The organism is Rhodopirellula sp. JB055 (assembly GCF_043100905.1).
In the GTDB taxonomy this organism is placed as follows: Bacteria; Planctomycetota; Planctomycetia; order Pirellulales; family Pirellulaceae; genus Rhodopirellula.
Genome location: NZ_JBICHO010000457.1, coordinates 1 through 12,790 on the forward strand (window position 1 = coordinate 1; position 12,790 = coordinate 12,790).

The following is a 12,790-nucleotide window of genomic DNA, read 5'->3' on the forward strand; positions in this document are numbered from 1 at the left end:
ACCTCGCGTCCGTTTGTACATCCAACCCAAGTCCAGTCCGTTGAACTGGTTGCGAGTTCGGAAGTCATCGAAGATGTCGTATTCCAAAACGGCTTCGGTACCCTGTGGGATGCTGGCCAGGTCTTCCGTGATTCGAACGCCTTCACGCAGTTCGACTTGGCGGAATCCAATCAGGTATTCGAATCGTTCGCAGGTGTGTTCGGGGCAACCGCAGAAGACGCCTTGGCTGCAACCGGTTTCGCTGCGGCGAAGGTGACGCAGGTTGATTCCCCATCCTCGCAAGCGACTGTCGACATCGACGGCCACGGTCCCAGCGAGCTGATTGGGAAAGGCGACTTGTTGTTGGTCTTCGACGCTGCCATTGGCCACGTTGATGAACGGGCGACCCAGGTATTGTGAGTTGGCTCCGCTGGCACGGTAACTGTCCGTTTCTTCCCCGATTCCGAAACCTTCCGCTCCGATGCCCCACGTGTGGCACTTGTCCAACCAGAATCCAAACTTAAATCGCAGACCGTCCATGTTGTCGGTCAAGACATCTTGGCCGCCATACAACACAGTGCCCGGATCATTGGGGAAGCGTTGCGATGGCAGCACATCGGTGGACACCAAAGGTGGCAACGACATGCCGTCTTGCCACCACATCAGGTACTCAGCCGAGAACCATCCGTCTTGAGGCCAGCAAAGCGTCATGCATGGTCGCATCGCGTCGCAATCGTTGTACTCGCCGCACATTGGGTCGCCGTTGTGGCAGACTCCACTGCCGCAACCGATGCCATCGCATCCACCGTAGCTCATTGAACCGCAGCCTCCGTCGCACCCTTGGTCGCCGCAACCGCAACTGCCCATTGGCATCGAATCGCAGCCACCGTCCAGCATTGGGTCATAAATGACCTGGCCGTCCAAGGGCATCGAATGGGTGATTGGGCCTTCTTCAATGATCGGGTTGATCGAAGGCGGCATGGGCGGAGAAGGCAAAGGTGACGTGTGGTCCACCAACTGAACGTTCGCCGACTGCGGGCGGTTCGTGTTGGTCGACTGCGAAGTCTTCTTTTGCGAGAGGTCTCGGACTGGCTGCCACGATGCTCGAGCGTTCTGCTCGATATAGCTCGCGTTGCGGACCGAACCGGATTGGCTCGACCGAGTTGAATTGGTTTGTGCATGCAAAGGAGCTGCCATCACAGCAAGCGTCCCAAAGACACAAAAGTAAAACAGACGTTTTGACACGGGCGTCACCCATCAATGCTGGAGTCGGGGGGGAGGTGAGGCTCGACCCCGTTGGGCTGACTGACAAGGCATGTCGAGTCGTGCCGTCGGTCGAGAATCACCGGCTCACCACTCGTATCGACCCAGAATGTTGAGATCCTGCAACCAAAAGCATCAAAATTGGAAAAATCGTTACGGTCGACGCTCTTGGAAAACCCGGTGCGTCTTGCCTAAGCTTCCTTCTTTGTGTGTTTTTCGGTTCGGTCGTCAGGCTGCGGTTTCACGGGCATTTTTGTGAAACGAAGCAGAACCTCTGAAACCGCTCTCAGTGCCGCTATAATGGACGGACGCTCTGATCCAGCCCAGAAACCCCGCCTCATTTCCCTCCATGCCAAATTTAATTTCCAGCCTCCCGTCGTTATCCGGTCGGGATGCCCCGGTTCGTCTTATTCGCCGGCGTCAGTTTGACTGGAGCCTCTGCCAGGGGCGAAGTCCGAAACTCGCGGCCAGATTCCGTCTGGTTGCGTTGCTTGGCTGGTTTTGCCTGAGCCTCTCGACGGCGACGACGGCCCCAGTTGCGGAACGCGCAAACACAAACGACCGCGCGTCTGGAGAGGAATCTCCGGTCGATTTCAACTCGCAGATTCGCCCGATTCTCGTCGCGAATTGCACATCGTGCCATGGCGGGGTGAAGCAAGCCGGTGACGTCTCCTTCATCTATCCCGAGCAGGTTCTGCCGCCGGACGGATGGATTGTCGAGCCGGGCGACCCCGACGCATCGATCTTGTTCGAACGCATCACGACCGACGACGCTGACATCCGCATGCCGCCGCCGGATGAGCATCCGGATCCTCTCTCGCCGGAAGACATTGAGCTGCTGCGTCGCTGGATCGCGGAAGGAGCCCAGTGGCAAAACATGTGGGCACTCACGCCCCTGGTACCAATGTCATCGCCCGCCGCTTCGAAGCCAGAGGACTCGGGTGAAAGCAAATGGGGAACGCAGCCGCTTGATCCAATCGTGCTGGCAAACTTGCAAGCCAAAGGTCTCGCCCCGAGCGATGAAGCGCCCGCTGAACAATGGCTGCGTCGCGCTTCCTTTGATTTGATAGGAATGCCGCCTTCGAGTGAACAACTCACCAAGTTTCTTGCCAAGCTCGACTCGGTCTCATCACCCGGTGAGAAAGAAGCGGTTTATGCAGCGGAGGTCGACGCGATGTTGGCCAAGTCCCATTTTGGTGAACGTTGGGCATCCGTGTGGATGGACCTCGCACGCTACGCCGACTCGATGGGGTTTGAAAAGGATCCCCACCGTGACATGTGGCCTTACCGAGATTGGTTGATCCAGGCCTTCAACGCTGACATGCCCTACGACGAATTCACGATCAAGCAATTGGCTGGCGATTTGCTCGAAGACGCGACCGCGGAAGACTGGATCGCAACCGCGTTTCATCGCAACACGCAAACCAACACCGAGGGCGGGACCGACGACGAAGAGTTCCGCATCGCTGCGTTGATCGACCGCGTCAACACGACTTGGACGGTGTGGCAGGCCAGCACCTTTGGATGCGTCCAGTGCCACTCGCATCCGTACGACCCGATCGAGCACAACGAGTACTACGCGTCGTTGGCGATGTTCAATGACACGCTGGATGCTGACCTGCAAGACGAGTACCCAACGATCCGTGTTCCCAACGATCCATCGCAAATGGAACACGCGATCAGTGTGCAGCGGCGAGTCGAAGAGTTGCGTCATCAACGCAACGCGGTCGGATGGAATGTCGCTCACACAGCAAACTGGCATTCGCTGACCCCGGCATCGTTCCAAACCACCGACGGCAAACTGAAACAGGTCGACAATCAAATCGTGACCGATGGTGGTACCTTCCCGCCTGGCACGAAGTACACCGTCGAGCTGAACCTCGAAGACTTGCAAACTCTATTGGGTGAGCAACCGTTGTCGGCGATGAAGCTCGACATCTTGCCGTTCAGCGATGATCCGGCGCAGTGGCCCGAGCAAGGTTCCGTCCTCAGCCAACTCACCGCCGAATGGATCGACGCCGACGGCAACGCCACTCCGGTCGAGTGGGCGGGCGTCATCGCCGATGCGATCACCGGCAGCACCGATCCAGACGATGTCCTTCGCGGCAACGCGTCAGGTGCTGGCGAATACCCGAAGCTGACCGGACCGCGTCAGACCGTGTTGGTGATGCGAGATCCGAGTTCCTGGGAATCGCTGAATGAGAAGTCCATCAAAACGCTGCGATTGACCATGCGTCAGTCTCACTCGACATCCGGAAATGTGGCCACACCGATCCGTCGATTGGAATGGTTCGCGACCACGGACGAGGAAGCCAACCAGTTGCTCGAAAGCAACCAGTGGAAACAACTCACCGATTCGCTCGCGCAAGCCCGCAAGGAAGCGTCGCAGGTCAAAGGCCCCAAATTGCCGATCGTTTTCAGTCGCCCGGCTGAGGCAGCACGAGAAACACGCGTGTTCGTGCGTGGCAACTGGATGGAACGCGGTGAGAAGGTCGATCCAGCGATTCCAGTGGCCTTCACCCAGGGCACCTCGGTGAGTCCCACGGACGTGAACAGCCGTTTGGAATTGGCTCAATGGTTGGTTTCCAATGACAACCCGCTGACTCCGCGAGTGTGGGCTAATCGAGTCTGGGCTCAGTTGTTTGGAATCGGATTGGTGGAAACGCAAGAGGACTTTGGATCCAGCGGTCTGCAGCCGACCCATCCGCAGTTGCTCGATCATCTGGCCCTGCGATTGCGAGGCGAACACCGTTGGCACTTGAAGCCTTTCCTGCGTGAGTTGGTGTTGTCATCGACTTATCGTCAGACGCATCACGTCAGCGAAGAACTGCAACAGGCTGATCCCCGAAACCAGTGGTTGGCTCGTGGGCCGCGAACGCGATTGACTGCCGAAATGGTTCGCGATCAAGCGTTGGCCGTGTCAGGATTGTTGACCGAGCAAATCGGTGGTCCGTCCGTCATGCCGCCTCAGCCCGATGGCGTTTGGCAGACCGTTTACAGCGGGGCGTCATGGAAGACCGCGACCGGTCCCGAACGGTATCGGCGGGCGCTCTACACGTACTGGCGACGGACGAGTCCCTACCCGAGTTTCTTGACCTTCGATTCACCCACGCGAGACCTGTGTGCACCACGGCGAATCGCGACCAACACGCCTCTGCAGGCTCTGGTGACGCTGAACGATCCTGTTTACGCCGAATGTAGCAAGGCTTTGGTCAAACAAGCCGCCGCGGTTGATACCGAGGACGCCAACACTCCGATTGAATCACAAATCGCTCGCATGTTTGTCTTGGTGACCCAAAGCGAACCGTCGGAATGGGAACTTGACGAATTGAAGGCACTCTATGACGACTTGGACGAAACCAGCGGCGTCCCGCAAGGCGACGGCAAGCTCAACGTGGACCAGAACGCACTCGCGATTGTGGCCAGCACGATTTTGAACCTCGACAAAGCACTGACCAAATGAATCCTCTCAACGACTCCGTGCGTCTTGGTTTGTTGCAATGGCAAACACGACGACACTTTTTGCAGAATTGCTCGCTCGGTTTGGCCGGGATGTGGTTGGGCAGTCAAGCCAACCCGGTCCACGGTGAGGCCGCGCAATCCGGCGATCCGGCACCGAAACTGGCACCGCATTTTCCACCCAAAGCCAAGCGTGTGATCTTCCTGCACATGGCGGGCGGACCGAGCCAGCTGGAATTGTTTGACTACAAACCCGACTTGCAGCAACTCGATGGGAAAGACACGCCGGCCAGCTTCTTGGAAGGAAAGCGTTTCGCGTTCATCCAAGGCGTGCCCAAAATGTTGGGGCCGCAGTTTCCATTCGCTCAACATGGTGAAAGTGGGGCTTGGGTTTCCGATCGTTTGCCGCACTTCCAGTCGGTGGTCGATAAAGTCTGCTTCGTTAAATCGATGCACACGACCCAGTTCAACCACGCACCGGCGCAGTTGCTGTTGCACACTGGCAGTCAGAATCTTGGCTCGGCGTCCTTTGGTGCGTGGACGATGTACGGCCTCGGCAGTGAGAACCAGAATCTGCCCGGGTTTGTTGTTCTCGTCTCCGGCGGCAAGACACCGTCCGCCGGAAAGAGCGTTTGGGGATCGGGTTTTCTGCCTTCCGTGCATCAAGGCGTCCAGTGCCGCAGCAAAGGCGACCCGGTGCTGTACCTTTCCAATCCAGAAGGCGTCAGTCGGACCCAGCGACGCCGCGCTTTGGATACCCTGGCGAAACTCAATCGAGAAACGTTTGAGCAAACCGGCGACGCCGAAGTGCTCACGCGAATTTCTCAGTATGAAATGGCGTTCCGGATGCAGACCAGTGCGACCGAAGCGTTTGATCTGACTCAGGAAACCGCCGACGTTCATGCGATGTACGGCACCAAGCCTGGCGAAGAATCGTTTGCGAACAATTGTTTGCTCGCTCGCCGGTTGGCCGAGCGCGACGTGCGTTTCATTCAACTGTTCCACTGGGGTTGGGACTCACACGGTGCTGGTGCCAACGAAGCGATCAACAAAGGGTTCCACGATCGTTGCCGTGAAGTCGACCAGCCAATGACAACGCTGCTGAAAGATCTAGATCAACGTGGCCTATTGGAAGACACGTTGGTTGTCTGGGGGGGTGAGTTTGGACGAACGCCGATGCGAGAGAATCGCGGCGGTCGTGAGATGAAGTTGATTGGTCGCGACCACAATCCCGGCGCTTTCACGATGTGGTTTGCGGGCGGCGGAATCAAACCCGGCGTTTCGATCGGGCACACCGACGACATCGGTTATGAAGCGGTCGAGAACAAGGTTTCGCCTCACGACTTGCACGCGACGCTTCAGCATCTGCTGGGCATCGATCACCACAAGTTGACCTACATGAGCCAGGGATTGCCGCAACGATTGTCCAACGTCACCCAGCCGTCACGAATCGTCACGGACATGTTTGCTTGAACGGCGTCGCTCGCCTTCTCCCGAATACTTCGTTTTGGGAGAGGCGACTGAGCAAGATCAGAGTAGAACCGTTGTCCTCAACTGTTCCGTCTCGCAAGGTGCCGGCGGGAGGTTGGTTTCAAACTGTTTAAGCTTGGATCGGGCCGTTATCGCTCGCTCGGAGTGGAAGCCTGGCTGTCGTCTTCAAGGCAAACCGATCGGGCGACTGAAATCAGCCGCTTAGGCCAGGGTAGCGTTGTTGCAGTTCGGAGCGGGCTTCGGCGGCGCGGTCGGGTTTGCCGACTTTGGTCCACAGGTCCGCCAGTTGTTTCAAAGCTTCCGAGTGCGGGCCGGGGTGAGTGGAGAACATCAGCTGCGTGTGCAGGTAGGCCAGCAGGGCTCCTTGGTTGTCACCCATCGCCATGTAGCTGGCTCCTTGAGCGTTGTAGATCTCGGCGGCCGTCGCGGTGTCCGTCGGATTCAACTTCGCAATCAGTTCATTGACGATGTCGAGGGCTTCTTGTCCCTTGCCTTGTTTCGCGGTGGCGATAGCCAGAGCGGCTTTGGCAAGCGTTTGCAGGCGGGCACCCTCGGGCGACTGAACACCGATGCTGATAATCTTTTGCAAGTCGCTGGCGGCCTCGGCGTCTTTGTCCTGTTTCAGTTTGACGAGCGCATTGAGATACAGCGATTCGATTTTGGTTTCCGCCGAAGGCGCGTTGCGAGGCGATCCGTAGTACTTCGACGCTTGGTCGTAGGACTCCAGTTTGACCGCGAGGTCGCCCAGCAACTTGGCCGTTTCGTAGAAGTGCCAGGAGTTCGTGTTTTGCTTGATGAAGTTGAGTGCCGCGGTTACGGATGCACGCAGGTCACCATTGCCTGAGAGTGCCTGTTGGGCTTGGCAGTACATCACGTAGAAGTCAAAGTCAGCTTTCTGTGGCGTTCGATTCAGTTTGCTGGCATCGACCGTCTTGAATTCTGCGATCGCTTGGTCGAACTGGCTGTCGAGCGCGAATTCGCGGCCTTGCGTCAGGGCCCTGGGGTCACCTTGGAAACTGACCTTTTCGATTGCACCGGCGTTGAAGGTTTGGTCCTTGCCGGACACCGTCATCACGATGCCGCTCTTGCTGATGGATTTGATCTTTCCCAAAACGACGTCGCCACCCTCTGGGTACAGGCGATCGGTTTGGGCCATGGCGGGCGATGCAATCAGCAAGCCGAGCAGAACGGCACTGCAGCGAATCGAAAGACGAGCGGTGGGAATCATGGATGTCAGTGCTTGGAAAGTGAATGCAGGTTGGGAAGGCGTAGCGAAAGTCGTCAAGACTTTCGGCGGATCATGGTGACACTCAAAACTCTTGACGAGTTTCGCTCCTCCGGACATGGAGTTGACATGGAACGTCACTTCAGGCCCGTCACGGGTTGTCCAGCGGCTTGTTGAATTTGTCTTAGCAACGCGTCGAACTTTTGTTTTTGTTCCTGTCCGCCCATTTCTGGGTACAGGACGATCAGTCCGGTGATATCACGAATGGCTTGTTCAACGATGGCATCGTTGTTCATGGCTTTGCCTTGGAGGTAACGGCACAACGCGACGTGGTAACGAGATTCGAAGAAAATGTCTCGGAATTGTTCGTTTCGTTGGGTGAGTTGACTGATCCGGCCCCAGCCCCAAATGGTGTTCTTCTTGTCTGGCCCGGGGCGACCTCCGCTGAGTGCGGACTTGTAGGCTCGTCCGGCGAACTTGGGTGCCAACTCACCTGCCCATTGTTCGTACGTCAGTGCGGCTTCCTTTTGTGCGTCCAGCATCATCGATTTTTGCTTCAGTACGCTTTCAAGCTCATTGAGTGCTGCCGAGTATTCGCCTCGCAAGCGTTGTGTTTTGCCGAGCAGGAATCGATTGGTCAGTCCTGCTTCGGACGGATCTTTCAAACTCGTGAAGGTGTCGGCAGCCGATTTCAGCAACGCGGCGGCTTGCCCTTCGGCCTTCTTTTGGCCGGGCGCCATGGAAGCTTCACCGAGTTCCATGAGGGTTTGCCCGACCCATTGCAAGGTGGCTTTGTCGTCGGTTGAATCAGCAATGCGAGTCAAGAAAACTTGGAACGCATCGATGAGCTTTGCTTTTTTGGCCGGAGGTGCTGTGTCGAGTTGTTGGCGGATGTCGTTTGCCAGCGAAACAAATGTGCTGACCAAACGTTTTTGGCCGTCGGCTCCTTGGGCATTCTCACGCAGAGCATCGATTGCGCCGGCCGCACGGTCCAGCAACTTGTCCGAGTCTCCGTCGCTGGTCGTCATCAGCCCGACGACCGCTTGCAGTTCGGTGCGATACAGATCAGAGATCATGGCAGCGGAGGGAGCATCCATCTTGGATCGATTGGTGATCGGCCCGTACTTCGGATGGTCGAGCGTCTTGACCGCTTTGTCGGGGGCACCGGTTCGGACTCGGATCTTGGCCAATGTGAGTGCCGCTTGGAAGGCTTCCATCGACACCAAGCCGCCGGTGATTCCGTCGAGTCCCTTTTGAAGTTCCTTGGCAGCGGCCTGCATTTGAGATTGAGCTTGGTCGTTCTTCTCTTCCGAAATCAGGCGAATGGAATCGTTCCACAGTGATTGGCCGAGCAGGCGAGCCAGCATGAATTTTTGTGGTCCGTCGGCCATTTCGTCGATCAGTTTTCGACTGCCGTCAAAGTCATCGTTGCTGAGTGCCAAACGCACCATGATGTCTTGTGCGGCCGCGGCTTTGGGGTCATCGGGCCAGATGCGGACCAAGTAATCGCCAACAGATTGCAGTTCTTTAAGCCAGTACTCCGCTTCGCGATCGCCTGATTGAGTGATCAGTTTTTGGGCGGACCCCAGCGCCAGGACTCCGCCCACCAACCCCGCGTCGGTTCCCGGAGCGTTCTGGGCAAGGAAACGGCCTGTCACAAAGCTGTCGCGGAAGTGCTCTTCTTGTTGCAGCAGGAACGTCAGGAACTTGCGGGCTTCGTTGACCTGCATGGTGTCGGATTCAGAATGGATCATCGACAAGCCGCGACGGAGGATGATCACGCCGGTTTTTCGAGCGTCAACGAGGGAGTCTTCGACTTCCTTGATTTGGTCGGCGGGGGCTTTGTCTGCTTGAAGCTGTTGCAGTTGTTCGCTTAGCAATTGTGCTGTTTGGACCAATTGGTTGGCGGAACTGAAGGCTTCATCAAAGTTAGCTGGATCGTCCGCCGTGGGAAGTTCCACCGTTTCGTCGCTAGATTCCACCCCGAGTTCAGCGAGCAGCGTTTTGGTTTCCTCGGTGTGCGGACCTTCAATCTTTCTGGCGGACAGCAGCAGTTGTCGGGCGTCACTGGTCGCTCGAGTTCGCTCGTTGGGTTTGGTGTCCTTCTCGTCTTTGCTCTTGGCGATGAACGCTTTGGCAAGTTCGATTCTGAGTTCTTGTGCAATCGGCAATCGTTTCTCGTTTGGGCGCAGAGTTTTCTCGAACTCCTCACCTTGTTTGATGGCGTCTTTGTAGTTCGGTGGGTCTTCGGCGAGTGCGAGTTTGATCAGACCGATCGTGGCACCGATTTTGGGTTCGCGAAGCGGATCGGCGTCCTGCTGCTCCAGCATTCGCGTGTAGCTTTCGATCGCTTTGTTCTTTTGACCGAGCAAGCGTTCGATGTCGCCACGTTTGTGATAGGCGGACGCGCCGATGATGTACTTTTCATACTTTTCGCTGAGTTCGACCATCTCAGCGAGCGCTTTCTTCAGCAGTTCCTTGCCGTCTTTGGATGGATTCTCAAATGTCTTGGCGCCCATCAATTGAGCTTCGCCCGTGTTCTGGCGAGCGAGCAAGTACTCGAACCGATACTGGTCTCGCAGAGCTGCCTTCTCGGGATCTTTGGCCGGATCGATCTTGGCACCCTGCATGCCCTCCAGTTTGGTTTTCAGATCCGTTTGGATGTCGCTGAAGGTTTTGGCGGCCTTGGCATAGGTCGCCCGAGCCTTTTTTCTTTTGCCCGAATCCAGGTCACCGCTCATGTATTGAGCGGCACGAACCATTTGCAATTTGCCCAACATCGAACGTGCTTCGCTGGCTCGTTCGTGCGACGAATTGGCATCCACGTAGGCCTGCAATTCCGACTCGGCTTTTTCGAATGCTTGATCGCGTTGGCTGGTGCTTCGGGAGGCGATGGCAGCGTCGATCGACGTTTGGGCTTTCTCCAGCGGAATTGCGGAGATCAGTTGGGGATCCACACCAGGGATATTCGGCAGCCGATCCAGGTACACATCGGCCATGTCGTAATAGCCGGCCGAACGCAGACGTTTCAAAAATTCTTCGGCGGGTTCACCTTCGGCAGCAACGTTGGACGATGAGTGCAGGGAAGAACAGACGAACATCGCCGCGACGACCCGAATGGCTAGTCGAGATCGGCGACGGGACGATGGAATCGGTACTGGCATCATGGGTGCAGACGAGAGGGGAGAAGAGCTTCGGATGGTTGTGCCGCGACCCTTGCGGTTGTATTGCATCGCAAAAGACTAGATTAAAGTGCGAAAGTACCGGTAGCAACCTTTTGCGGCCGGATGTGTCCACGAATCCAATGCGTGACCATGCGTATTCCCAACGAAATCAATCGTGACAATCTCTATCGTCGACGCGGGCGAGGCGGCCTTCCCACCCAAACTTACCGGCGGCTGTTTCGGTTGATGCTGGCGTTGGTGTTGGTCCTGATGGTGATGAAGCAAGCGGCACGTCCTGGGGTGTATGCGATCTTCTTTCCCGAGACGATGGTCCCGGTCCAAGCGGAGACAGCCTCGCGTTTGACGGATAAAACCGACGCGAACGAGACTGCCTCGGAGTGGGAAACGGTCCAGGCAGCTGTCACGGAGCAGATTCTTTCAGAAGACCAAACGCTTGAGGACGGCGAACGTACTCCCACCCGAATGGAGCAGGAGTCGTTGATCGCTCAGGTGGACGACGGAACCGTGTGGCGGGCGGCCGATCAGCCCGCTTTGTGCGCGACTTTGGCTCTGCATCGATCACCGAAAGCTTGGTCGGCGGAGCCACCCTTTGAGCCCGTGTTGGATACGGGACTGCTGCCACTGTTGCAGCAGCCGGATGTTTATCGAGGCCGAACGGTGCGCGCGACCGGGACGCTGGTGCGGATTGTGTCGGTGCAAGCCAACGCGAACCAATGGGGAATCGACCGGTACTGGGATTGTTGGTTGCAACCGGATGACGGAAGCCTACGGCCTTGGTTGGTCATCGTTCCTGAATTGCCCAGTGGGATTCGTGAACTGGTGCCTGACCTGGCGAGTGATCGAACGTCCAGCGGTGCGGTGGACGTGAAGGCGCCGTTGCCCACAATCGTCATCGAAGGCGAATTCCTGAAACGGCTCTCGTATCAATCTGCCGATGGAGTGGAGCTCACGCCCGTCGTGGTTGGCCATGTGCAAGCGGTCCGGTCCAACGGCAACCCCGTCGTCGGGGCGGCGATTCAGTCGTTGGCATCGAACAGTCCGGTCGAGCAGTCGCCGAAGAAATCTCGTTCGCTTTCGCTGGGGATGATTGTTTTGATCGCGACTGCGATTGGGATCGCGATCGGAGCCTTGGTGATGTGGCGTTCAGCGGTCGCGCACCGGCGTCTGCGAGCCAAACGCCAGCAGGACCATGTCACTTTGCCGCTGTTGGTCTTCGTGGCGTTGGGGGGCGTATCGTTGACCGCGAATCAGGTTTGGGGTGTCGCACCGCAGGCGGACGCTGCTGTTCAAACAAAAGAGGTGGAAGCCTCTGCAGGTGCCTCGTCGCTGCTGGACGTGTTGTCAGGGTTTGATGTCGAGCGATTGAAACGACTCGCAGATCGGATGCGGTCAAAAGGCAGTGACAACGCGGCCAGAGAAGAACAGGCCAAGTTGGTGTTTCGGTTGAAGCGGTTGTCGGAATCCACCTTGGATCAGCGGAACCCCAAATCAGATGCCGCCTCAATCTCCGTGGGCGATGCCGTTGAGATCGATGGGGCAATTGAATCGCTTCAGTTTGTGTCGGTCCCGAAGGAGCTGACGGAGTTTTTGGGGCTGCGGCAGTTAGTGGAATTGGTTTTGGTTGATGAAGCGGGGATGCGAACGCAGGTGGTTGCGGCGCCGTTGCCCAAGCAGGCCGCGGTGGGGGACCGGTTATCGGGCGTGGGCGTTTCGCTGCACGACAGCGACGAAACACCAGCCGTGGTCATGGCTGGGAATCTCCGTTGGCATCCGGTGCAGCCCGAGACGCTTGGTTGGCAAGTGCTCAGCGAGTTGAACGTGGACATCTCTCGGTTGCCTGAAATTGTCGCCCTCAGTCGACGACCTTTGATGGACGCGGACTCACAGGTTTTCTTTTCGATGATTGGGGCGGCAGAACAAGCCGGTTCCATTCCTGTTGGCACCGAACCGCTCGGGCCGCTCGCGTCTGCCATGCGGTCTTCGGCGGTTGAGGCCGGACCAACGGATCTGTTGAAGGAGCCGCAAAAGTGGATCGGGCAGTGGATTCGGATCGATGTCGAAACGGTCCGGTGGACCCGCGTCTCGGTAGAGCTGGATGCTCGAGCTCAGCAGGTCGGCAGTGACTACTACTATCAGATCGACGCGATGGGGGACCTTGGCAACGTGCAGTTGAAGATTGCGACGGAGG

At 57.3% G+C, this 12,790-nt stretch carries 6 protein-coding genes; 3 read left to right on the plus strand and 3 right to left on the minus strand.

Going from position 1 to position 12,790, the window contains the following annotated elements:
- Nucleotides 1–1,224 (minus strand): BBP7 family outer membrane beta-barrel protein (locus ACF8AM_RS17955; protein ID WP_392556964.1); only part of this gene is annotated, 1,224 nt, incomplete at its 3' end.
- 505 nt (nucleotides 1,225–1,729) lie between these two features.
- Between ACF8AM_RS17955 and ACF8AM_RS17960 the strand changes: the two genes are divergently transcribed.
- Together ACF8AM_RS17960 and ACF8AM_RS17965 are read left to right on the plus strand one after the other, a co-directional pair.
- The gene (locus ACF8AM_RS17960; RefSeq protein WP_392556965.1) at nucleotides 1,730–4,705 is read left to right on the plus strand and encodes a DUF1553 domain-containing protein; all 2,976 of its coding nucleotides are present in this window, start codon (nucleotides 1,730–1,732) and stop codon (nucleotides 4,703–4,705) included.
- Entirely contained in the window at nucleotides 4,702–6,174 is a 1,473-nt protein-coding gene (locus ACF8AM_RS17965; RefSeq protein ID WP_392556966.1) for a DUF1501 domain-containing protein, read from the plus strand. The genes ACF8AM_RS17960 and ACF8AM_RS17965 overlap by 4 nt, the downstream gene beginning before the upstream one ends.
- 211 nt (nucleotides 6,175–6,385) lie before the next feature.
- On the opposite strand, the gene ACF8AM_RS17970 is transcribed toward ACF8AM_RS17965, so the two are convergent.
- Both ACF8AM_RS17970 and ACF8AM_RS17975 read right to left on the minus strand, forming a co-directional pair.
- Nucleotides 6,386–7,420 (minus strand): tetratricopeptide repeat protein, encoded by a 1,035-nt coding sequence (locus tag ACF8AM_RS17970; RefSeq protein WP_392556967.1) that lies wholly within the window; start codon nucleotides 7,418–7,420, stop codon nucleotides 6,386–6,388.
- Between the two features lie 134 nt (nucleotides 7,421–7,554).
- A complete protein-coding gene (locus tag ACF8AM_RS17975; protein WP_392556968.1) occupies nucleotides 7,555–10,518 on the minus strand; it encodes a hypothetical protein in 2,964 nt (987 codons plus the stop codon).
- A 186-nt stretch (nucleotides 10,519–10,704) separates the two neighbouring features.
- Here ACF8AM_RS17975 and ACF8AM_RS17980 point away from each other — a divergent pair.
- Nucleotides 10,705–12,790 (plus strand): LapA family protein (locus ACF8AM_RS17980; protein ID WP_392556969.1); only part of this gene is annotated, 2,086 nt, incomplete at its 3' end.

Bases quoted from the DNA above. Each gene is read 5' to 3' on its own strand.
- ACF8AM_RS17965 (WP_392556966.1), top strand. From the start codon at position 4,702: ATGAATCCTCTCAACGACTCCGTGCGTCTTGGTTTGTTGCAATGGCAA.
- ACF8AM_RS17970 (WP_392556967.1), bottom strand. From the start codon at position 7,420: ATGATTCCCACCGCTCGTCTTTCGATTCGCTGCAGTGCCGTTCTGCTC.
- ACF8AM_RS17975 (WP_392556968.1), bottom strand. From the start codon at position 10,518: ATGTTCGTCTGTTCTTCCCTGCACTCATCGTCCAACGTTGCTGCCGAA.